The sequence below is a fragment of the Pseudomonas rhizozeae genome, from assembly GCF_031583775.1.
Taxonomy (GTDB): domain Bacteria; phylum Pseudomonadota; class Gammaproteobacteria; order Pseudomonadales; family Pseudomonadaceae; genus Aquipseudomonas.
The window spans coordinates 1-22,327 of record NZ_JAVLSB010000010.1; the positions used below are offsets into that span (position 1 = coordinate 1).

20 protein-coding genes and 1 pseudogene are annotated in these 22,327 nt (G+C 61.1%); 6 read left to right on the plus strand and 15 right to left on the minus strand.

The genetic code is table 11. The annotated features are described in order from the left end of the window. Positions 1 to 10: 10 nt before the first annotated feature. Complete coding sequence (locus RG836_RS02060) at positions 11 to 721, minus strand: HPP family protein (protein WP_310842796.1); 711 nt, start codon at positions 719 to 721, stop codon at positions 11 to 13. A 149-nt stretch (positions 722 to 870) separates the two neighbouring features. Continuing rightward, a complete protein-coding gene (locus RG836_RS02065; protein ID WP_310842798.1) occupies positions 871 to 2,052 on the minus strand; it encodes an MFS transporter in 1,182 nt (393 codons plus the stop codon). A gap of 199 nt (positions 2,053 to 2,251) precedes the next feature. Between RG836_RS02065 and RG836_RS02070 the strand changes: the two are divergent. Next, positions 2,252 to 2,435 (plus strand): annotated as a pseudogene (locus RG836_RS02070) (LysR family transcriptional regulator); the annotation flags it as partial. A 260-nt stretch (positions 2,436 to 2,695) separates the two neighbouring features. On the opposite strand, the gene RG836_RS02075 reads toward RG836_RS02070, so the two are convergent. The 8 genes from RG836_RS02075 to RG836_RS02110 all read right to left on the minus strand — a co-directional run bounded on the left by RG836_RS02075 (position 2,696) and on the right by RG836_RS02110 (position 10,184). After that, complete coding sequence (locus RG836_RS02075) at positions 2,696 to 3,412, minus strand: DUF4225 domain-containing protein (protein WP_310842799.1); 717 nt, start codon at positions 3,410 to 3,412, stop codon at positions 2,696 to 2,698. After that, the gene (locus RG836_RS02080; RefSeq protein ID WP_310842801.1) at positions 3,400 to 3,894 is read right to left on the minus strand and encodes an Hcp family type VI secretion system effector; all 495 of its coding nucleotides are present in this window, start codon (positions 3,892 to 3,894) and stop codon (positions 3,400 to 3,402) included. Before RG836_RS02080 ends, RG836_RS02075 begins: the two co-directional genes overlap by 13 nt. Positions 3,895 to 4,006: 112 nt before the next feature. Beyond that, complete coding sequence (locus RG836_RS02085; protein WP_310842803.1) at positions 4,007 to 5,386, minus strand: UDP-glucose dehydrogenase family protein; 1,380 nt, start codon at positions 5,384 to 5,386, stop codon at positions 4,007 to 4,009. Between the two features lie 258 nt (positions 5,387 to 5,644). Beyond that, positions 5,645 to 5,896, minus strand: coding sequence for a transmembrane sensor/regulator PpyR (locus RG836_RS02090; RefSeq protein WP_310842804.1), 252 nt, complete (start codon positions 5,894 to 5,896; stop codon positions 5,645 to 5,647). Between the two features lie 78 nt (positions 5,897 to 5,974). Next, positions 5,975 to 7,177 (minus strand): NAD(P)/FAD-dependent oxidoreductase, encoded by a 1,203-nt coding sequence (locus tag RG836_RS02095; protein WP_310842805.1) that lies wholly within the window; start codon positions 7,175 to 7,177, stop codon positions 5,975 to 5,977. Between the two features lie 236 nt (positions 7,178 to 7,413). Continuing rightward, a complete protein-coding gene (locus RG836_RS02100; protein ID WP_310842806.1) occupies positions 7,414 to 7,788 on the minus strand; it encodes a response regulator transcription factor in 375 nt (124 codons plus the stop codon). Positions 7,789 to 7,887: 99 nt separating this feature from the next. Beyond that, a complete protein-coding gene (locus tag RG836_RS02105) occupies positions 7,888 to 8,538 on the minus strand; it encodes a response regulator transcription factor (RefSeq protein ID WP_310842808.1) in 651 nt (216 codons plus the stop codon). A 101-nt stretch (positions 8,539 to 8,639) separates the two neighbouring features. Further along, positions 8,640 to 10,184, minus strand: a complete 1,545-nt coding sequence (locus RG836_RS02110; RefSeq protein ID WP_310842810.1) for a sensor histidine kinase — start codon at positions 10,182 to 10,184, stop codon at positions 8,640 to 8,642. Between the two features lie 512 nt (positions 10,185 to 10,696). Here RG836_RS02110 and RG836_RS02115 point away from each other — a divergent pair. After that, a complete protein-coding gene (locus tag RG836_RS02115) occupies positions 10,697 to 11,635 on the plus strand; it encodes a LysR family transcriptional regulator (RefSeq protein ID WP_310842812.1) in 939 nt (312 codons plus the stop codon). 18 nt (positions 11,636 to 11,653) lie between these two features. Beyond that, positions 11,654 to 13,084, plus strand: a complete 1,431-nt coding sequence (locus RG836_RS02120; RefSeq protein ID WP_310842815.1) for a mechanosensitive ion channel family protein — start codon at positions 11,654 to 11,656, stop codon at positions 13,082 to 13,084. A 124-nt stretch (positions 13,085 to 13,208) separates the two neighbouring features. On the opposite strand, the gene RG836_RS02125 is transcribed toward RG836_RS02120, so the two are convergent. Next, positions 13,209 to 14,228 carry a GlxA family transcriptional regulator gene (locus RG836_RS02125; RefSeq protein WP_310842817.1) on the minus strand — a complete coding sequence of 340 codons (1,020 nt, stop codon included), beginning with the start codon at positions 14,226 to 14,228 and terminating at the stop codon, positions 13,209 to 13,211. Between the two features lie 348 nt (positions 14,229 to 14,576). On the opposite strand from RG836_RS02125, the gene RG836_RS02130 reads away from it, so the two are divergent. Further along, positions 14,577 to 15,746 carry a patatin-like phospholipase family protein gene (locus tag RG836_RS02130; protein ID WP_310842820.1) on the plus strand — a complete coding sequence of 390 codons (1,170 nt, stop codon included), beginning with the start codon at positions 14,577 to 14,579 and terminating at the stop codon, positions 15,744 to 15,746. 60 nt (positions 15,747 to 15,806) lie between these two features. On the opposite strand, the gene RG836_RS02135 is transcribed toward RG836_RS02130, so the two are convergent. Beyond that, entirely contained in the window at positions 15,807 to 16,370 is a 564-nt protein-coding gene (locus tag RG836_RS02135) for a helix-turn-helix domain-containing protein (RefSeq protein ID WP_310842822.1), read from the minus strand. Then, positions 16,360 to 16,767, minus strand: a complete 408-nt coding sequence (locus RG836_RS02140; protein ID WP_310842825.1) for an AraC-like ligand-binding domain-containing protein — start codon at positions 16,765 to 16,767, stop codon at positions 16,360 to 16,362. Before RG836_RS02140 ends, RG836_RS02135 begins: the two co-directional genes overlap by 11 nt. Positions 16,768 to 17,090: 323 nt before the next feature. Between RG836_RS02140 and RG836_RS02145 the strand changes: the two genes are divergently transcribed. Further along, the gene (locus RG836_RS02145; RefSeq protein ID WP_310842827.1) at positions 17,091 to 17,867 is read left to right on the plus strand and encodes an alpha/beta hydrolase; all 777 of its coding nucleotides are present in this window, start codon (positions 17,091 to 17,093) and stop codon (positions 17,865 to 17,867) included. Between the two features lie 109 nt (positions 17,868 to 17,976). Next, positions 17,977 to 18,519 carry a cupin domain-containing protein gene (locus tag RG836_RS02150; protein WP_310842828.1) on the plus strand — a complete coding sequence of 181 codons (543 nt, stop codon included), beginning with the start codon at positions 17,977 to 17,979 and terminating at the stop codon, positions 18,517 to 18,519. Between the two features lie 74 nt (positions 18,520 to 18,593). Here the strand turns inward: RG836_RS02150 and RG836_RS02155 are convergent, their stop codons facing one another. Further along, positions 18,594 to 20,879, minus strand: coding sequence for an Orn/Lys/Arg family decarboxylase (locus RG836_RS02155; protein WP_310842829.1), 2,286 nt, complete (start codon positions 20,877 to 20,879; stop codon positions 18,594 to 18,596). Further along, the gene (gene potE, locus RG836_RS02160; protein ID WP_310842831.1) at positions 20,876 to 22,285 is read right to left on the minus strand and encodes a putrescine-ornithine antiporter; all 1,410 of its coding nucleotides are present in this window, start codon (positions 22,283 to 22,285) and stop codon (positions 20,876 to 20,878) included. The genes RG836_RS02155 and potE overlap by 4 nt, the downstream gene beginning before the upstream one ends. Positions 22,286 to 22,327: the final 42 nt, after the last annotated feature.

A 22,327-nucleotide genomic window follows, 5' to 3' on the forward strand; every position in this document is an offset into this window, starting at 1 on the left:
ACTCAGAAGCTCAAACGCCCCTGCCGGCCAATACATCGCCGATGATCCGGCGCTTGGCATAGCGCTCACTGGCGTGGATCACTTGCTCCAGATCTTCCGGGGTGACGTCGATAAAGGCTTCCATCTCGGCCAGGGCCTGTTTCAGGTCTTGGGCGGTGATCGCCAGGGTGTCGCCAGGCGGGTGGTCGGCGGGGATCATCGGCACCGGCTCGTTTGGACGTTTCGGGTAGCGCACCCGCGTCAGGTTGTTGTACGCCAGGGCGCAGAGCAGCAGCGACGCCGCGCCGAGCATCACCGGGCCGAGTTCCTTCCAGTCGAGGGCGACGGTCAGCGGGTCGGCCAGCACCAAGGTCAGCGCCAATGCGCCGGCCGGTGGATGCAGGCAACGCAGCCAGCACATCACAATCAGCGCCATGCCCGCCGCCAGGCAAGCGCTGCCGAGGGTGCGGCCGAGCACGTGGGCCACCAACAGCGCAATCACCCCGGCACTCAGGTAGCCGCCGAGAATCGACCAGGGCTGGGCGAGGGCGCCGGACGACACGGCGAACAGCAACACCGCCGACGCTCCCAACGGGCCGACCAGGTGCTGGGCGATTTCAATGCCGAATACCTGGCCGCACAGCCAGATACTGAACATCGTGCCGAAGGCCATGCCGATCGCGGCACGGCTCCATTCCGAAGGGCGTGTGTTGATGGCAGCGGGGAACCAGCGTTTGAACATGGGCCGACTCAAAACTCAGGGCAAAAAAAGGGGGCTCGTCTGCTGTCCAGATAAGCCCCGCCAAAGGGTTCCAACTATTGGGGGAGGAACGAGGCACAGTCTGCCCAAGGCCGAGGCGTTGTTCCAATGCATATTAGTGCAGGTTGAATTCACGAATTCTGATGCAAAGCCACTCGACGCCCGCTCATGTAGCACAGGCAACCGCCGACCGCGGTCAATGCGCTCAGGGCATAGAACATGGTCGGCGCTGGCGTGTGCATCAGCAGGAAGCCGCAGATCACCGGGCTCAAAGCGCCGCCGAGGGCCGCCAGGTTCTGCGCGCCGTAATAGCTGCCGCGCAGTTCTTCCGGGGCCAGGGTGTCGACGAACAGGAATTCCGCCGGATAGATGATCATCTCGCCGAGGGTGAACACGAACATTGCCACGCACCACGACACTAGGCTATCGGCGACGCTGAAACCGATCATGCCGAGGATGAACAGGCTGGTGCCGCCGGCGATCCAGTAACGCAACTGCTCGCGCTTGAGGAAGCGCCCAATCTGGTATTGCAGCAGGATCACGCTGATCGCATTGCAAGCCAGCAACGCCGCCATGATCTGCAGCGCCCGTTCGCTGTTGTGGGTCACCAGCAGGTATTGCGACAGGTACAGGGTGTAACGGCCATGGACCACGGTGCTGAGCAGGCAACCGGCGGTGAACATGATCAGCGTGCGGTCGTTCTTCAGGGTGATCAGGGTCTTGAGAAAGCTCTGCGGCTGGCCGATGGCCGGGATTGCGGCCGAGTCCCGGGGAATGCCGACCATCAGGAAGATGCTGGCGAACGCGATGGCCCCGGCGATCAGGAATGGCGCAATCGGGTACACCCCGGCAATCACCACCCCGAGCATCGGCCCGGTCGCGTAACCGACATTGGTCAAGGTGTAGCGCAACGAGAACGCCTTGGCCCGCTGGCCCACCGGCAGGTTCTCGCTGAGAATGGCCTTGGAGCCAATCAGGAACAACGCCGAAGCGGTTTCGGTGATCACCAGCGTGGCGGTAGTCAGGTACAGGTTGCTGGCGAACGTCAGCAGCACGAAACCGATGCCGCTGGAGAGCATGGCAAGGATCAGCAAGCGGCGCTTTTCCAGGCGATCGATGATGTAGCCACCGTACAACGCCAGCAACGTGGCGATAAACACCGCAATCCCGAGCAACAGCCCGACGTCCTGCTGATTGAGGCCGAGCTTGGTGCTGAGGAACAGGGTCAGCAAAGGGCTGGTGATCGCGCGGCTGACGACGATGGTCAGCGAGCAAATCATCAAGCGGCGGATCACGAGCGAGTAAGTGGCCACGGTGGGGCGAATGTCCTTATTCAGTTTCTGGTGGTGTGTCGCATCGACTGACGCCTTCGCGGGCAGGCTCGCTCCCACAGGAGCCTGATGTCTCCGTGGAGCACTCAAAACACTGTGGGAACGGGCTCGCCCGCGATGAGGCCCGGACAGTCAATGCAACATTCACTGCAAGTAATCCCGATAATGCCGCTCATACACCGCCGCCTACAACAGCTTGTCCGCCTCGCACCCCCAAGTCGAGGCGGTGGCGTTGCTGATCAAAACGGACACTTCCTCGGCTTCCTGCCTCAACACTACGCCCAACGCCGTTCCACTTGATCCTGCGGCATAACGTTGTACGCAGCCCGTTGACCAAGACGTACGCTCGACAGTATGGAAGTTGATTCGTAGACGGCTATTTGAACGAGAGACTAATCTCGCCCTTCGAATTTCCGAAGCTTTCTTGGCATCGCTTTGAGGCCATAAGTTAATACAAGGGCGAAGCATATAATGCCAATAAGTTTATTGGTAAGAACGTCCGTATCGAAAAATTCAAAAATTATAAAAAGTATCCAGCATGTATGAAATATTGAGCATGCAACTATCAAGAGGTATAGCCGGATGTCTAACAGTATTACTATCAAGCGGTTTTTTTGTTTTGCGCTCACTTTTTGCTTTCCATTTGTTCCACCATATCTTTTACGGTAATGGTGTCAGCCGTTCTTTCCAGCAGAGAAATTGACTTCGGTGTGTTTTGGTACGCTCTTACGTAATCTTTACGAACGTACCGATATAGACGCCAGGCGTCAGGCTTCAAAACAAGCCTGCCCGCTCCATAGGCCGACATTATTAAATCAGCAGAGCCATACATCAAATTGCCTTCGACATCACTTTTATTAAGTCCCTTTGCGATCCGGTGATAAACCTTTCTGACGGGACCCTCGACGTCCGTGCGATTCTCCCAAAGATTTCTACCGTTCTCATAGATGTTGTTGCTGCCATGGAGCACCATTGGTGCACCTATGAATACACAGAGAGTACCTGCCGACCCATAACAAATTCCGGCACCGCCGACGACCTGAAGCGCGCCGGCAATTACGCCGACACCTCTCTGAGCTACTTCCTTTGACTGGCTCAGCAAGCTCCGCTGTTCCGCTTTGATGGCGTCGAGACCCTGCTCAGCGGTTTTCCGCCCTTGTGCCACGTCATTGACAATCCCCCTCGCGTAATAAGAAACCTCACGGTTGAATTGCAGGCGCAAGGATCCATCAGTGATATGCCGGGCGGCAACAGTACAGGCCTGGTTGGAAAGTGCTACCGCCGCTTTGCTTACCGCCCAGTAATCGCAACTTCCTGGTTTGCAGTCCTTTAACTGTCCCATTCGTTGTTACCCCATATGCCGTAACCGCTGGTTCCGGCGATATGGTGCGTCCAGGTGATTTCGCGATAGCGAATGGCGACGTGCTCTTGAGGTTCGGTGTCGTTCTGCAGAATGACGTGAGGCATATCGAGGGTCAGGTCGGCGATAACGCCGCCCTCGATTTCAACAGTGAAGAATTTCTCCTGGAAGCCAAACGAAGAAATCCGATAAAAACTGATGGAGCAGTTTAATTCTTCTTGAGTGGACAGGGCCTGCGCCAGTAACGGCGATGATTTGTCGACGTTTTTGGTGATCACTATGGGGTTATGAGTGGGTTTGTTGATGTTGCCAATGTTGGCCATGTTATGGCTGTAAGAAAGCACCATGATTTCATCGGTATGGCCCAACTGACACTTATTGCCGATGGACGCTTGCGTAGAACAACCTGCTGATATCAGCCCTTGAGCTTTGCCTTTGATCGTCATGTAACCGTAATTCGCCATACCGCCACTCCCTTCATTTGTCGGCGAATCCTAGTGCAGGCGATCTACGGAATATGTAGGGCGTTTCTGAATTTCACCGAAGAGCGGCGGCAGTCAACGCAAGGACGACTGATCAAGCCACGTCCGACGCCGCCTGCCACTGCTGATAAGGCATCGGCAGTTTGCAGGACTCGCCGCGGCCCATCGGGAAGTACAGGAAGCCGTTGCGCGCCAGGCGCTCGGCGTCGTACAGGTTGCGGCCGTCGAAGATGACCGGGGCGCTGAGGCGTTGGCGGATCAGTTCAAAGTCCGGGGCCTTGAAGGGTTGCCAGTCGGTGCAGATGATCAGCGCGTCGGCGCCGGTGAGTACCGATTCCGGGGTGCCCATCAGCGTTAACTGCGGTTGGTCAGGGTAGAGCTGCTGCGTGGCTTGCATGGCTTCCGGGTCGAAGGCGCGGACGTGGGCGCCGGCGGCCCACAATGATTCCAGCAGAACCCGGCTCGGGGCTTCGCGCATATCATCGGTATTGGGTTTGAAAGCCAGTCCCCAGAGGGCGAAGGTTTTGCCGCGCAAATGGCCCTGATAGAACGCCTTGATCCGCTCGAACAGCTTGTGTTTCTGCCGCTCGTTGATCGCTTCCACGGCTTGCAGCAGGTCGCTGGAACAATGCGCCTGTTCCGCGCTGTGGATCAACGCGCGCATGTCCTTGGGGAAACACGAGCCACCATAGCCGCAGCCGGGGTAGATGAAGTGATAGCCGATCCGCGAGTCGGCGCCGATGCCCTGGCGTACCGATTCGATGTCCGCGCCCAGGTGCTCGGCCAGTTCGGCGATCTGGTTGATGAAGCTGATCTTGGTCGCCAGCATGCCGTTCGCCGCGTACTTGGTCAGCTCGGCGCTGCGCAGGTCCATGAACAGGATGCGATCGTGGTTGCGGTTGAACGGCGCGTACAGATCGCGCATCACCTCGCGCACCTCTTCGCGGGCGCAGCCGATGACAATGCGGTCCGGGCGGCGGCAATCGGCGAGGGCCGACCCCTCCTTGAGAAATTCCGGGTTGGAGACGATATCGAACTGCAGCAGCCGCGCCTCGGCCTGCAAACGGCTGTCGATGTGCGCCCTCAGCAGGTCGCCGGTGCCCACTGGCACCGTGGATTTTTCCACCAGGATCAGCGGTTGTTCGCGATAGCGCGCCACCGCGTCACCCACCGCCAGTACATGGCACAAATCCGCCGCACCGTTCGCGCCGGACGGCGTGCCCACGGCGATGAACAACACCTGGCCATGTCGCACCGCCAGGCGTTCGTCAGTGGTGAATTGCAGACGCCGGGCTTCGAGGCCGTCCTTGACCAGACTGGCCAGACCCGGTTCGAAAATGCTCACCTGGCCCTGTTGCAGCAAGGCGATCTTGTGCGCATCGACGTCCATGCACACCACATCGTGACCGACTTCCGCCAGCACAGCGGCCTGCACCAGACCGACATAACCGCTACCGAACACACTGATTTTCATGGCGCTGCTCCTTCAGGCGAGAGGGTCGCGCATCAGTTCGCAGGTGTCTCAACGCTGGGCAGACGCCCGGCGAAGCTGACGGCACTGGACATGAGGGTAAGCAGGGCATGTTTCAGTTCGGTGATTGACACCGCGCTGGCCGGGGCCGTCGGTCGGCGTCCGGAATAAAAAAACGCCCGCCAGAATTCAAGTGGCGAGCGCTTGGGAAACACCCGGAGGCAAAGGAGGAAGCCGACCGGGAGGTGTGACGGAAACTGATTACAGCGCCGCGTGGTGCAACTGATCCACGCGCAAACGGTTGAAGGCCAGCAAGCGCATCACGTAGCCAATCTTGATCGCGGTCGGGCCGAGGATGGTCATGGCGTGCGAGCCCACCAGTGCGGGCAGCGACAGGTACTGATCGAGGCCGTAAGCCAGGACGATCCCCGCCAGCAACATCACCAGCCCTCCCACCAACAGCACGTGGGATGCCATCAGGACCCGATAGGGACTTTCGAAAAAATCCAGCATGTCGATCACCTCAGAGAGTGCGGTTGCAAGCCTTCAGCGGCGAGGACCGGGTTGCGGCCAGGTCCTCGCCGGAGTGCATCAGGCCACTGGGATCGATGGGTCGGCGGCCGCCAGGGCAATCGCGCGATCCGCTACCGGCGGGTAAATCCACACGGTATTGATTTGGGTCTTGAGGTCCTTGGCTTCCTGGCCCACCAGCTTCAACTGGCGGTCCCAGCCTTCGGTGAACACCGCGCCCCAGGCGCCGAGGTCGAGACACGTCACGTACTTCGGCTGGCTGTATTGGATCGGCTCGACGCCCAGCAGGTCGGCGGCGACGTTGTTGCCGGCGTAACGGCCCAGGGCAATGGCGTGTTGGCACGACATGGCGGCGTAGTTGCCGAGGTCGTCGGTGGCGGCGTAGGCCACGTCACCGGCGGCAAAGATATCCGCTTGGCCCAGCACTTTGAGGTTGCCATCGACATGCAGGCGGCCTTGCGGGTCGCGGGTGGCGTTGACGTGCTCGGTCAAGGCGTTGGCGCGGAAACCGACGGTCCAGATCACGGTTTTCGACTCGATGCGCTGGCCATCGGCAAGGGTCACGCCTTCTGCATCCACCGAGGCCACGGAGGCGTTGAGGATCCAGTCGATGCCCAAGTGTTCGGACGCCTCGACGATCGAAGGACGAATGCCATCACCCATGGACGCGGCGATTTGCGGGCCACGGTCGACCACGATCACCCGGATATCGGCGTCGTCACCCAGCACGGCGCGCAGACGGGCCGGCATTTCAGTGGCGGTTTCGATGCCGGTGAAGCCACCACCAGCGACGACGACGGTGTTGCGCGCGGCGCTGTCAGGCAAGTCCTTGAGCGACTTGAGGTGTTTTTCCAAGCGCGTGGCTTCTTCGATCTGGTCAACATCGAACGCGTGCTCGATCATGCCGTTTAGTGCTGGACGAATCAGTCGGCTGCCGGCCGCCACCACCAGGCGATCGTAGCTCAGGGTGCCTTTGCTGCCGTCGGCGGCGAGGTATTTCACCTGCTTGTTGGCAGCATCGATGTCATCGGCGCTGCCCTTGACGAACGTCACGCCGACGGCGGCGAACAGGTCATCCAGTGGGGCCAGCATGGTGTGCACGTCCGGCTCGTAGAAGCGCGGGCGGATGCGCAGTTCGGCCTGCGGCGCCAGCACCGTAATCTGCACACTGTGGTTGTCGTGTTTGTCCAACAGACGGGCAGCGCTCAAGGCGCTCCAGACGCCGCCGAAACCGGCGCCGATAATCAGGATATTCTTTTTCATTGTGTGCTCCAGATGCAAAAGAAGCCGACTGTGTTATTTGCTACGCCAGTTTAACGTTCAACCGTTTCAACAACTAGCGAGGCAACTAAGTGGGTCGGGGTTGGCGATGAGGTCATGTTAGGCAGGTCGCACTCTCTGCACACTTCTACACAAGGTCAGTTCAGGCATGCGTAAGTCTGATGGCGTAACACCAAAGTATTAAGGGAGGTTGTGCGGGCAAGACAGGGAAGGAGAGATCAACGAGCGCGGTGCAAGGCCCTTTCGATGCAGGCGATCAATTCGCCAGCCTGGAAGGGTTTGCTGAAATAGCCTTCGGGACGCCGCACGATGGGGTTCAGCACCGGCGGGGCGCCGGGGTTGCCGGTGATGAAGATGGTCGGGATATGAATGCCGCGCGCAGCCAATTCTTCATACATTTGCGTGCCGCACATACCGGGCATTTGAATATCCGAGACCAGGCACGCGGTAATGACCGGCCCCTCGGAGTCGAGAAACGCGAAGGCGCTCTCATAGACATTGACGGTGTAATCATGCGCGCGCAATAAACTGCTGACCGCTGTTCGAACGGACTCGTCATTATCGACAACGGAGATCACCGGCAGGGTGGACATAGCACAACCTTGTGTCAGGCGGAGGCGTTTAAAGAGCCAACCGTCGTTGCAAGATACGCTGTCCACCCGCGCGGCCTAGTATACGTGGGTATATAAGCCCTATTTGACTGGGGTTATTTCCAGGGCGCTGGCCATCAGCACCAGATCGGCAAAAGAGCGCGCATTCATCTTGCGCATGGCGTGGCCACGGTGGATCTTCACGGTGATTTCGCTCAGGCCGATCTCACCGGCTATCTGCTTGTTCATCAGCCCCGACACCGCCAGCGCCATCACGGTTTGTTCGCGGGCGGTGAGTGTCTGGAAGCGGCCGCGCAGTTCGTCGTTGCCGCGTTCCGATTCACGGCGTTGCTTGTCACGGTTCAACGCGGCGGTCACTGCGTCGATCAGGTCCTGCTCGCGAAACGGCTTGGCCAGGAAGTCCACGGCGCCGGCCTTCATTGCGCGCACGGTCATGGCGATGTCGCCGTGACCGGTCATGAACACGATCGGCACATGAATGTTCGCCGCCGCCAGTTCGTTCTGGAAGTCCAGGCCGCTGGCCCCTTGCAGACGCACATCCAGGACCAGGCAGCAGGGGCTGTCGGGGCGGCTGAATTTCATGAAGTCCGCCACTGACCCGAACAGCTCGACCCGCATGCCGATGGAGCGCAACAGGCTGCCCAGGGATTCGCGCAGCGGCGCGTCATCGTCGACGATAAAAACGAAAGGCTCGCGGTTGAGCGGTTTGTTCATCGGGTGGTTATCGTTCATCTGCAATTCCATTGGAGAAGTGTTCTGAATCGGCGAAGCGCGCCGGTGAGACGGGCGCGCTTCGGCAAAAAACAATCACGGCGCGCAAGGCGCGCGGGACGTCAGCCGTCCGGGCCGTCGCCCAGCAACGGCAGGGCGAAGCAGAACGCCGCGCCGACGGGCGCATGGCTGATGGCCCAGATCCGTCCACCGTGAAATTCGATAATCGACCGGCAAATCGACAGGCCCATGCCCAGGCCACTATCCTTGGTGGTGAAAAACGGGTTGAACAGCGAATCCATCAACTCGTCGGCGATGCCGCCGCCCTGGTCGAGCACCTCGAGGTGCGCCTGGTTGTCCTGCACCCAGGTACGCACTTGCAGGGTGCGGTCAGGCGCGTTGGCCGACACCATCGCCTGGCACGCGTTGATCAGCAGGTTGATGATCACTTGCTGCAATTGCACGCGGTCGACGTCGACCTGGGTGCCGAAAGTGGTCAGTTCGATCTGCGGGGTGATGTTGTGGTGAGCAATGTCGTGGCGCACCAGGCGCAGGGTTTCACTGACGATATCGTCCAGCGATTCGGTCTGGCGCACCGGCCCGCACTTGCGCGACAGGGCGCGGACGCCGCTGATCACGTCGTTGGCGCGGCCGGCAGCACGAATGATGCGGTTCAGCGCGTCGCGGGCCTCGTGCAGGTTCGGCTCCGGGCGGTTGATCCATTGCCGGCACGCTTCGCCGCTGCTGATGATGGCGGTCAGCGGCTGATTGACTTCATGAGCAATCGACGCGGCCAGCTCACCAAGGGAGGTGACGCGCGTGACGTGGGCCAGTTGCGCCTGGGTTTTCACCAGGGCTTCTTCGGCCTCGCGGCTGGCGGTGACGTCCATCACCGCGCCGAAGTATTCGCGGCGCGCAGGATCGGGGAATACCGGGCTGGCGATCATGTGGATGTGCTTGATTCGCCCGTCCGGCATCAGCAGTCGATGCTTGACCTCGATCAGTTGCTCGTTGCGTGCGGCCTGGGCGAACGCCTCATGGAACATCGCCACGTCGTCCGGGTGGGTGCGCGCCAGCACCATCGCCGCCGTGGGTGGCACGGCGTGCGGATATTCAAAGATCCGCGCGGCTTCCTCCGACCAGGACATGGCTTCACCGTCGCCGCAAAAACCGACACTGCCGGTCTGGCTCAGGCGTTGCGCGCCGGTCAGGTACGCCTGGTTATGCCGCAAGCTGTCGCCGGCGTATTTGCAGCGCACCGCCAGGATCGACATCGCCGCCAGGCCCACCAGGCAGCGGAAGTAACCGTTGGCGGCGTCCCAACTGTGGTAACCGCTGTCGATCAGGAACATCAGCGTCAGCAGAGCGATGCTCAACGCCGCCGCGATAATCACCAGGTTGATTGAAAACAGGTTGGCGGCCATCAGCAGGACGCTGAGGTAAAGCAGGGTCGGCACCAGGTCCGATTGCCCTGAATAGTTGACCAGCACAACGCCCAGCGCGACGACGATCGCGGCGATCAGGCCGATGGTTTTGTCCAGGCCTCGCAGGTTCAGCCCGAAAAAGGGCCGCGAAACATTGGGCGTCACGCGATAGCGAAGCGCGCTGAAGAGCCCTTTGGCGCGAAAGGGACTTTGGCGAATGCCGGCTGACCGGAAGATTTTCATGTCAGTCTCGCCCTTATTGTGAGTAGGGTTGCGGTACACCCGTGCCGAAGCGTGCGCTTCACACCAATCTGTGTGATTTTTCAGTCAGTTAGCGGCTCTTGGACATTGCCATCGTAGAAGCAGCGGGCCACGGTACATAGGACAAAAAACCCCGAATTACAGCCAAAGTCCTGCGCGGTGCCAGGACCGTCGAACATTTTTACCGGAATCGGCGCCCGGCTTCTTCATACCAAGGTATGAGCGACTAGCACTGAGGTAGGCCTGTGGCGCCACAGCTCCAGCGCTTACAGTGCGCAGGCCTGTCGAAACACTGGAAAGCGCCGGTCCAGCGGCCTCCAGACACGCCCGGCATACCCCGGTATAGCGCGGCACACCAAGGCATTAACAGGCTGTACCTATGTACAAGAGACGTACCCAGGCAGCCTGCCTAACCTGTTCTCACTGCGGATCTGCCTGGCGGATCGGCCATTCACCTTCACTGACCTCAATGGCCCTGGGCCTGGGTGGCGAAAATGATGAACAGAAATGACCTGCGTCGTGCCGACATCAATCTGTTGGTGGTCTTCGAAACCATGATGCACGAGCGAAACGTCAGCCGTGTCGGCGAGAAACTGTTTCTCGGCCAACCGACCATCAGCAGTGCGCTAGGCCGTTTGCGCCTGATGTTCAACGATCCATTGTTCATCCGCTCGGGGCGCTTGATGGAGCCGACCGCGCGGGCCGAAGAGATCTTCTTTAACCTCAGCCCGGCCCTCGACACCATGGCCGCCGCGCTCAGCCGCAGCCAGGCGTTCGACCCGGCCACCAGCGAGGCGACCTTCCACATCGGCCTGTCGGACGATGTCGAGTACGCCTTGCTCCCGCGTCTGTTGCAGTGCCTGCGCCGTGATGCGCCAAACATCAGGTTGGTGGTACGCCGCGCCGATCACTGGCAGATGTCGCAATTGCTGGCTGCGGGAGAAATATCCCTGGGCATCAGCCACACTCACGACTTGCCGGCCACCGCACGGCGCAAATGCCTTCGCACGATTCAGCCAATGCTGTTGCGTTCACACGGCAGTAACGGCGCGCTCAACCTTGACGAATTCTGCCGGCGCCCGCACGCAGTGGTATCGTCGATGGGCAACGTGATCGATGACACCGACCACGCCCTGGGCCTGCTCGGTCGCCAGCGCAAAGTGGTGCTGACGGTGCCACAATTCAGTGCGTTGCCGATGTTGCTGGCGGACAGCGAAATGATCGCCATCGTGCCGGATTACGTGGCGCTCGCCATGGCCAGCAAAGAAGGTTTGAAGGCCGAGTTTGCGCCCTTGCCGTTGCCCGTGCTGGAACTGTCGATGGTGTGGCGCGGGGTCACTCACGCCGACCCTGGCGAACGCTGGTTGCGTTCGCGCTTCAACCAGTTCCTCAGTGAAACACCCGCGCAACGCCCAGCCCTGGCCGTTGCCTGACGCGCCCAGGAGGTACCGATGCTGGCAACGTTGCAGGCCCATCCGCTGATTGTCGGGGTGATCCTGATCACCCTCGACCTGACCCTCTGGCAGTGCCTCGGCGCGCAGCGGCGTCATCTGCAACTGTGCGTGCGCTTGCTGATTTTCCTGGCGTTCTGCTGGGTGATGATGTCGGCCGGGATCAGCCCCTTGCAGCCGCCGTTGTGGCCGGACGACGCGATTCTCAACCTGATGGGTACAGTGCTGGGCATCGCCTGGTGGCTGTTCGCGGCGCGGACGATGACGGTGATCATGGCCCACGGCCTGATGTCGCGCCTGGGCCACAGCTCGCGCCTGCTGCACGATCTGATGGGGGCGGTGATTTTCCTGATCGCGATTGTCGGTGCTGCGGCCTATGTGCTGCAGTTGCCGGTCAAGGGCTTGCTGGCCACTTCCGGGGCGATGGCAATCATTGTCGGCCTGGCGTTGCAAAGCACCTTGAGCGACGTGTTTTCCGGGATCGTGCTCAACACCACCAAGCCTTATCAGCTCAATGACTGGATTTCCATCGACGGCATTGAAGGCAAAGTGGTGGACATCGACTGGCGCTCGACGCACCTGATGACCGAGATGGGGAGCATGGCGGTGTTGCCGAACTCGATGGCCGCCAAGGCGCGGATCCTCAATTTCAGCCGCCCGGGCAACAAGCACGGGGTCAGTGTGATCATCGCGATCCCCAGCAGCGTACGCCCGCGCCGTGCCATCGACGCGCTGGAAAAAGCCCTGCAAGGCACCCGCGCGTTGCTGCCGGGGTTCAAGCCGAAAGTGTCGGTAAAAGGCTCGCACTTGGAATACAACGAATACGAACTCAAGGGCTTCATCGAAAACATCAACCAGAAAACCGAGGTGCGCAACCTGATGTTCGACCTGGCGCACCGGCACTTGGAATCGTCGGGGGTGAGTTGGGCGGTGGGCCCGGATCACCAACCCTGGAGTCGCCAGCGGCGCCTGTTGGAGGACGTGCGGATCTTTCGTTCGCTGGGCATCGAAGAACGCGATCGCTTGGCGACCGACATGAAACCGGTGGACTACCAGGCCGACCAGGTGATTCTGGCGTTCGACGAGGTTGCCGATTGCCTGATGATCATCAGCACCGGCGTGGTGTCGGTGGCGATCCACGACGGCGAGAAAATGATCGAAGCCGGGCGCCTCGGGCCGGGCGAAGTGATGGGCGAAGAGGGCATCCTCAACAGCGCGCCGTCACGCGGCGAGTTCCGCAGTATCAGCAGTGGCCGGTTGTTCCGCATCGAAAAAGAAGCCCTCGGCGTGCAACTGGAACACCATAGCGAGCTGCAAGTGGCGCTGAATAATTTGCAGGAACAACGGGAAGACATTCGCGAGACGGTGGTGACGAAGAAACCGCTGGAAGTGAAGAAAGGCGGTTTTCTGCAATGGTTGCAGCGGCGTTGAACAGGTCTTTTCTGGATGAGCTTTCGAAGGGCGGGGCCTGCTGGGCAGGCCTCACCACAGAGTTAGGGGATGACGTCGCCACAGGGGTCCCCTCACCACAGGGGGCTGTTTGATTGTGTGCAGGTCAGCGGGAAAAGCGGTTGCGGTAGTCCCGTGGCGAGATCGACAGGTGCCGCTGGAAGGTGTGGCGCATCCGCTCTTCGTCACCAAAACCACAGAGCCGGGCGATCTGGTCAATGTTGCGCTCGGACTCTTCAAGCAGGCGCCGCGCCGCTTCCATCCGCAGCACCTCGACCGCTTTGGCCGGCGTGCGGCCGGTCTTGAGCTTGTAGACCCGGGCAAAATTACGCGGGCTCATTTGCGCCTGGGTCGCCAACCGCTCCACCGACAGGTTTTCGTCGGCCAAATGCTCGCTGATCCACAGGTGCAGGCTTTCGAACAGGGCGCTGTCCTGACTCTGCGATTGCAGTAGCACGCTGTACTGCGCCTGACCGCCGGGGCGTTTGAGAAACACCACCAATTCCCGCGCCACTTCCATGGCCACTTCCCGACCGCAATCGGCTTCCACCAGCGCCAGGGCCAGGTCGATGCCGGCGCTCACCCCGGCGCTGGTCCACACATTGCCTTGCTGGATGAAAATCGCATCGTGGTCGACTTCGATCAGCGGGAAACCGCTGCGCAGCATGTCGCACATCGCCCAATGAGTGGCGGCGCGGCGGCCATCGAGCAAGCCGGCCTGGGCCAGCAAGAACGTGCCGCTGCACACCGACGCGGTGCGCTGGGCCTTGGTCGAGGCGTCCCGCAGCCAGTCGACCAGGGCGACACACTCGTGCATCGCCTGTGTGATGTTGGGCGCGCCGGGGACGATCAAGGTGTCGATGGTCGCGGGGTCGAAGTTGTTGAGCGCTTCGGTGTTCACCGCCAGGCCTTCGGCGGTTTGCATCAAGCCGCCGTCCAGGCTGCCGGTGTGCAGGCTGTAACCGGGCAAACCACGGGCGGCCATGGCTTTGCCCGCGGCCCAGAACACGGTTTGCGCGCCGGTGAGGTCGAGCAGGCCCATCTCGGGATAGGCGAGAAACACCACCTTGCGTGGTTGATTGAATTGCAGCGCGCTGAGGGCCGGGGCATGGTTCATTTCTTTCATGGGAGACACTTCGCTGATCGACACATTCGGGCGTCGATTGGTTTTAACAGTGGCAAGGGAAGTCGGCCCTGATTTCACCTGCCGGTACAAAAAAAGCGCTGCTGAATAAGGCTTGGGCACAAGCCTTGTCAAGCAATCGCGGACCAATCGTCACATTTGCGGCAACACGCCTGCAGTCTGGCAGAAAATCCGGGAAAGTTGTCCTGTTTGGCGGCGATCTGGCGCGACGAGTTAAAGTGCGGCCCAACCGGGCAATTCTGTGCGCAGGCGCCATCGGCAGTGCGCCTTCATTGCGCTATTCTTGCTGCCTGTTTTCCAAACCAACCTGCCTTCATCGAGTGTTTGATCATGGGATTTCGTCCATTGCCCTGGCTCCTGTTGGCCGCCGGCTTGTCCATTGGCGCCTGCGGTTCGCTGACTCGGCCGATGATCGACACCGTCGCCACCCCGCAAGCCACCCGTGAGTTCTCTTCGCTGAAGCGCTTTCGCTTCGTGGCCGATAACGCCGAACAATCCCTGGCGTTCATGCAGGCCTGGGACGCCGACCGCAAGCGTGCCGGGCGCCAGCGCATCACCGCGCTGGCGATTTCCGGCGGTGGCGCCAATGGTGCGTTCGGCGCCGGCGTGCTGGTGGGGTGGAGCCGCAGCGGTACGCGCCCGGAGTTCGACCTGGTGACCGGTGTCAGCACCGGCGCGCTGATTGCGCCGTTGGCGTTCGCCGGCAAGTATTTCGATCAACGCCTGATCAGTGGCTACCGCAGTGCCGGCGCCACGCAGTTGACCGAACGCGGGATTGGCATGCTGGCGCGGCCGTCGCTGTACAGCGGTGAGCCCCTGGCGCAGTTGATCGAGCATTACACCAGCCCGGCGTTGCTGCACACCATCGCCGACCAACACAAACTCGGCCGCCGCTTGCTGGTGGCCACCACCAACCTGGACACGCAGGAAACCATCATCTGGGACATGGGCGCGATTGCCGCGTCGGCCCAGGAACCGGGCAACGAGCAACAGGCGCTGGCCTTGTTCCGCACGATTCTGACGGCGTCGGCCAGCGTGCCGGGGATTTTCCCACCGGTGGCGATTGCCGATGGCGAGGCCTCCGAAATCCATGCCGACGGTGGCATCAATGCGCCGTTCCTGCTGTTGCCGGAAGCACTGGTGCAATGGCAGATCAACCAGCCGTCACTGATGCCGGGGCGGATCTACATCATCATTAATGCGCCCATGAACCCGCATAACTCGCAGCTCAATGGTGGTGCGGTGGCGATCATGGGGCGTTCTTTCGACTCTCTGAGCCGCGCTAACCTGCGCATGCACATGGCCATGGCCACCGCGTTCGCCTATCGCCATCACGTGTTGATCAGCTATGCGGCGCTGCCCTCGGACATGCTGGACGCTGATCCACTGAATTTCGAAGCGACGCGCATGGCCCGGCTGTTCGATCTCGGCACCGAACGCTACACCGACCTCAGCCGCGAACGACTGTCCACCGTGCCCATGGCCGTCGGCGAGCCGTAAGTAAGCAAAAAGCCGGGCCCGCTGCGCGCGCCGACGGGGGCAAGCCCCCTCACCACAGGGCTATGAGTTATCGAGGCTGGTATTGCGCCAGTCGGTCGGTGACTTGCCGTAACGCGCCTTGAACACCCGGCTGAAATGCGCCAGGTCATTGAAGCCCCAGGCGTAGGCGATTTCGCCGATCCGGCGGTGAGCCTGGGCGCTCAGGCTCAAGTCCTGGGCACAGCGCTCCAGGCGACTGGCCAACAAATAATGCCGAAACGAAGTCTGCTCATCGGCCAGCAAACTGTTGACGTAGCGCCCGGATATGCCCAACCGCGCACCCACGCTGTCCAGCGACAGGTCCGAGTCACTGAGGTGCTGTTTGATGCAGGCCTTGACCCGGTACAACAGCGTCGAGCGATGGCTGGAGGGGCTCAACACTTTGGTGTGTTGCCCGTCCAGCAGCGACAGCGCCAGCAAATCCAGACCCTGGGCCATCAGGCGTTGGGTCAGTTCCGGCGCCATGTCCGCCGCGTTATGCGCCAAGGTCCGTAGAAAGTCATACGTCATGCGATGCACCGGCCGTTCCGAGGAAAACGGCGTTGCGGTGTAGTGGCCGACCGGGCCGATTCGATTAAGGATCATCTCGCGCGGTACCTGAAACACGATCTGCTCGCTGCCGACGCTGTTTTTCCAGCTCATAGCTGCGGAAGGTGTCGAACAGCACGAAATGCCCTGGTTCGACGCGGGTCTGGCGGTCGTTTTGAATCACCACGGTCGAGCCGCTCTCGATCAGTAGCACCCCGACGCAGTCCTCGCTGCCCCGGGCAATCAGCGCTGGCGTGCGCGACAGGTGCTGTTGCGCCGAAGCGTTGCGCGCGCACATGACCTCGCCGAGCATGGTCCGCTGCACCTGCATGCGAAACGCCTGGCGGTCCTCGGTGGTGGCCTCCAGCGCAACGAACAGCTCGGCCACGGCGTCCTGCCAATGTGCAAAACCGGTTTGACCGGTGGCTTGTCCAGAGTCGAAGACGTGTGACATGGCTGAGGCTCCTGCGGCTGACGCAGTGCGGGGATGAGCGACCACTAGACACCGCCGATGCCCGGCAAGTAAACCCCTCCAGTGAAAAATAACTGGCGCGCAAAATATTTGCGCAGAAATACAAGCCTTTGTTCCGGCGCGGACAAGTGCGCACCAGGAATCTGGTTAAGGTTTGATCCAACAGGGCCAGGCCTGTGCCGCAGCCCGTTAACAGCATCGAACCCTCAGTCATGGGCAATCCTCTTCAGGAGTCAACCGCACAGCGGCGCCCACTGAACCACCGATGCGCACCCCTTGATACTTTTTGCTTCTGGAGAATTAGCGTGTCGAAATCATTCTTGAAAACCGTACTGTTGAGTTCGTTCGCCTTATGGGCCGTTGGCACCGCGCAATTGAGCGCCGCGGCCAGCAACCCGTTGGCCGATACCACTGTGGTGCTGGTGCACGGTGCCTACGCCGATGGTTCGAGCTGGAATAAAGTCATTCCGCTGCTGCGGGCCCAAGGCTTGAAAGTGGTGGCGGTGCAGAATCCGCTGACCTCGCTGGCCGATGACGTGGCCGCCGCGCAACGGGTAATCGACGACCAGACCGGCCCGGTGATTCTGGTCGGTCACTCCTGGGGTGGCAGCGTAATCACCCAGGCCGGCACCAGTGCCAAGGTCAAGGCGCTGGTATACGTCGCTGCACTGGCGCCGTCCGCCGGGCAGAGCACGGTGCAATCCACCGAAGGCTACCCGACGCCGCCGGGGATCAAAACCGTGTTCGCCGACAAATCGGGTTACCTGTACTTGCCCGAAGCCTCGGTGGGTGTGAACTTCGCCCAGGATCTGCCGGCGGAAGACACCAAACTGATGGCGGTCACCCAAGGCCCGATCCGCGCTGCGGCGTTCGATGACAAGATCACCGTCACCGCGTGGAAGGACAAGCCCAACTACTATGTAGTCGCTGCCCAGGACCGGATGATCGATCCACCGCTGCAACAGGCCTTCGCCAAGAAACTCAACGCGCAGACCACTGTGCTGCAAACCAGCCACGTACCGATGTTGTCGCAACCGGGCAAAGTCGCTGACGTGATCATCGCCGCCGCGAAAAAAAGCTAAGCCACGCGGTGTATTGACGCCCGTCTGCAAGGTTGCAGACGGGCGTTTTTGCTTGTGCGATGTGCGTCGCGCGGGCAGGGTAGTGAGCCACATCGTCAGGAGATATCCCATGCACGAGGATTCGTCGCAGCCTTTGCTGCTGGTGCCCAACGGCTACCCACTGTGGATCGACGTGCCGCAAGCGAGTATCGACGGCGCTGGCACCGCGATGCGCTTTGAGTTGCCGCTCAACGGGCACAACTTGCCGCTGCTGCATCGGCGCGAACGCAAACTGGTGGTGGCGCTGCAAGGGTCGCTGGAACTGCGCGTAGGCCGGCAGTGCATCGCGCGCTTGCGGCCAGGCGAGGCGGTGTTGGTTCCGGCAGGTACGGCGCATCGCATTCATCAGCATGGGTCGCAGCCGAGTACGGTCGGCGCGGTGCTGTGGCCCGGCCGGGTGGAAGAGGCCTTCCGGGAATTGGCGACAGCTGCAACGGGCAGCGGTTATGGGCGCCGGACGATGGTGGAGATTCTGGCGTGCTACGAGGTGGAATGGACCGCCGGCGCGCATGACTCCGAGGCTGAGCCGTTGCAGGTGGTGACGATGGCAGAAGGGTTGGTGCACCTGCCCGAGGTGTTAGCGCGGGCAGTGGTGCGGGTTTGGGCAGATTGATCGTCGCCGGCCAACCCTACCGTTGCTGATCGGCGGGAGCCATGGCCCCCGCCGGACTCATTTCCACACCAGCATCATTTCAACACCAGCATCCGATAAACCCCGGCCTCGTTCTCGATCCCGTGGGTGTCATGGGTGAAGCCGGGGAAGGATTTGTCGAAGGCTTCCAGTGCCTTGAGATAAGCCAGTAACGGGCCGTCCGCCGGGCCAAAGTGCTCGCCGGGCATCAGCATCGGAATGCCCGGCGGGTAGGGCACGATGCCGGTGGCGGCGATGCGCCCGGCGGCTTCGTCGAGAGTGACCCGCTCGACGTCGTTGCGCACCAGTTTTTCGTAGGCTTCCACCGGGCTGAATTCGGCCTTGGGCAGCGTGCCGAAGGCCTGGGACATGTTGGCGGTGGTCTTGTGCAGCTTCATCGCAGCAAAAATTTCGTCCGCCAGATCCTTGAGGCCCATGCCGGCGTAGCGCGTCTGGTTGGCGGTCAGCAGGTCCGGCAGGCACAGTTCGAGTTCGACGTTGTCGTCATAGTCGCGCTTGAAGTCGAGGAGGGCGTTGACCAGCGTGCCCCACTTGCCCTTGGTGATACCGATCGAGAACAGGAACAGAATGGTGAAGTCGGTGGTTTTCTCGACCACGATGCCCTGGCGCCCCAGATACGCGGTGAGCACGCAGGCCGGAATGCCCGAGGCCAACAGGTTGCCATCGTCGCCCATGCCGGGGCTGAGTACCGAGACCTTGATCGGGTCGAGCATGCAGTAGCCGTCTTCGATATCGCCGAACCCGTGCCAGACCTCGTTCGGGTGCAGCACCCAGCAATTCGGCTCGGTTTTCAGCAGCGTCGGTTCTACCTCGTGGAACGGCACCGCCGCGCCGTCGACTTGCACGGTGGGCGGTTGCCAGCAGGTGAAGAACCAGTCGTCCTTGGCCTGGATCTCGTTGTGCATGCGCGAGATAACCTGGCGGAACGCCACGGCTTCTTCGATGGATTCGGTGGTGAGAATCTGCCCGCTCGGCGCTTCCATCATTGCCGAACTGACGTCGCAGGACGCCATGATCGCGTAATTGGGCGAGGTCGACGCGTGCATCATGAACGACTCGTTGAAGCGCCCGTGATCGATTGGATTGCGGCCATTGCGCACATGGATCATCGAGGCCTGGGAGAGGGCAGCCAGGAGTTTGTGGGTCGATTGGGTGGCGAATACGGTAGGCCGGGATTCATCGTGATCGTCCGGGTCGCCGTGCATGGCGTGGCGGTCACGGTACAACGGGTTGAACCGCGCGTAGCCGTACCAGGCTTCGTCGAAATGCAGGCGGTCGACACTCTGGCCCAGCAACTGCTCGACGCGGGTGACGTTGTAGGTCAAGCCGTCGTAGGTGGAATTAGTGACGATGGCGTGGACCGGCGTCGGGTCGATGCCGCGCTTGACCAAAGGGTTATTGGCAATGGCAGCCTGCACGCCTTCGGCGCTGAGGGTTTGCGGCAGGATCGGGCCGATGATGCCGTAGCGGTTGCGCGTTGGCACTAAGTAGGTAGGAATCGCCCCGGACAGGGTCATCGCGTGTTCGGCGGATTTGTGGCAGTTGCGGTCGCACAGTGCGATCTGGTTACGGGTGACGCTGGCCATCAGGATGACCCGGTTGGAGGTCGACGAGCCGTTGGTCACGTAATAGGTGCGATGGGCGCCGAACACCTTGGCCGCATAGCGCTCGCCCTGGCCGATCGGGCCGCTGTGATCGAGCAAGGAGCCGAGTTCGCCGACCGATATCGAAAGGTCGGAACGCAGCAGGTTTTCGCCAAAAAACTCGTAGAACGCACGCCCGGCGGTGCTCTTCAAAAACGCCGTGCCGCCGGCGTGCCCCGGGGTGTGCCACGAATATTCATAAGAGCGGGCAAATTTCACCAGCGCGCCGAACATCGGCGGCAGCGCGGCCTGGCGGTAGCGTTCGATGGCGGCGAGGATGCGCCCGCTGAGGAAACGGCTGGTGTCTTCCGGCAGCCAGATAAAGTCATCGGCGTGCTGCATTACCACCAATGGAATGCCAGACGCGGTACTGCGGTCGCTGATCAGGAACACCGGTACGCGAGTGTTGCGTTCGCGCAGGCTGATCAGCAGCTTGATGCATTCTTCGTGGTTTTCGCTGTCATCCATCTCCCAACTGAGCAACACGCATTGAATCGCCGGATCGGAGCGCAGGATCGCCGTGGCATCGCTAAGAGTTTCCGACGCAATCAGGTGGACGTCCCGTTCTTCGACATCGTTGATCAATTGGATCAGCGCACGGCCGAACACCGTGCGTTTGTCTGGCGGGCTACTGATCAGCAGCGTCAACATGCCGAGGGTGTGTCGATGTTCCGTCATGGTCGAGCCTCCAGGGCAGCGGATTGCAAATGATTGACCGGCACCGGTTCAGCGGTGAGGTGCTGGGCGCTGACAGTTTGCGTCGGCACGCTGTTATTCAGGGCTTCCAGGCGAATCAAGCGGTTGTTGACGAAACCGAACAGCGTGTAGCCGAAGATGGTGGCGACGCCGCCGAGCATTAGCGCCTGCTCACCGGAACTGTACAGCGCCAGGTAGCTGTAGGCCGCCGCGACCCAGGCGATGATGTTGGTGGCCAAGGCTTTGCCAGCGGGGACGTTGGAGACTTTCTGCATGGTCATCAGCGCCGCCATGGACAGGATGTACGGCACCAGGTTGGTGACCACCGCCAGATTGACCAGGGTGTCGAACTGTTTGCTCAGGTCCGGGCTGATGGTCAGAAAACCGAGCGCGGTCTGCCCGGCGAGCAGGATCAGCATGCCGACAATCGGCGTCCCGGCCTTGTTAGCCTTGGCAAAGATCGGCAGGAAGTAACCGGTGTCCGCCGAGCTTTTGAACACTTGGGCAATGGTGAACTGCCAACCCAGCAGCGAACCAATGCAGGCCAGGACCATCGCGGCCATGACGATGTCGCCGATCAGCGGCGTGAACATCTTGGCGAACACCAGGCCGAACGGCGCGGTGGAGGAGGCCAGTTCCGGGTTATCGACAATCCCCGCGATGACGTTGGTGGAAACGATGTAGATCACCGCGGCCCCCAAGGTGCCGCCGAGTACCGCAATCGGCACGTTCTTCTCGGGATTTTCTACGGCGTCGGTGTTGGCGCAAGCTGATTCCAGCCCGAGGAACGCCCACAAGGTGATGGCCACCGAAGCGCCCGCCGCTTCCATCATGCCCATGTTGTGCGGGTTCCAGCCGGCGGCGTAGACGCTGCTGTCGAACCAGAACCAGCCGATGGTCGAGACCAGCACCACCGGGGCAATCACGCCCCAGACAGTGACGGCGCCAATCCGCCCGGTAATCCGCGCGCCACCAAAATTGGCGAAGGTGGTGATCCACAGCAGGGCGATGGTCGCCAGGCCGACTTGCAGGGAATCGAGTTTGACCCCGAACAACACCTGGATATAGCCGACCGCCGTGATGCTGATCGCCACGTTGGCAATCAACAGCGAGACGCCGTAGGTGTAGTTGGTCAGGTAGTTGCCGGCCTTGCCGAAGGTGTACTCGGCATAACCGCCCATGCCGCCGGTCTTGCGACTGAGCATCCCGCAACGGGCGAAGGCGTAGGCCAGGGCCAGCGAACCGGTGGCGGTGATCAGCCAGGACAAGATGGAAATTCCGCCGACTTCGGCCAGTTTGGTGGGCAACAACACGATGCCGGAGCCCAACATGTTGACGGCGGTCAACATCGTCAGTTGCCCCACACTCATCTTCTTCGCGACTGACATTCCGTTGCCTCATTCCATTGCGTTAGGAACCCTTAGCTATAG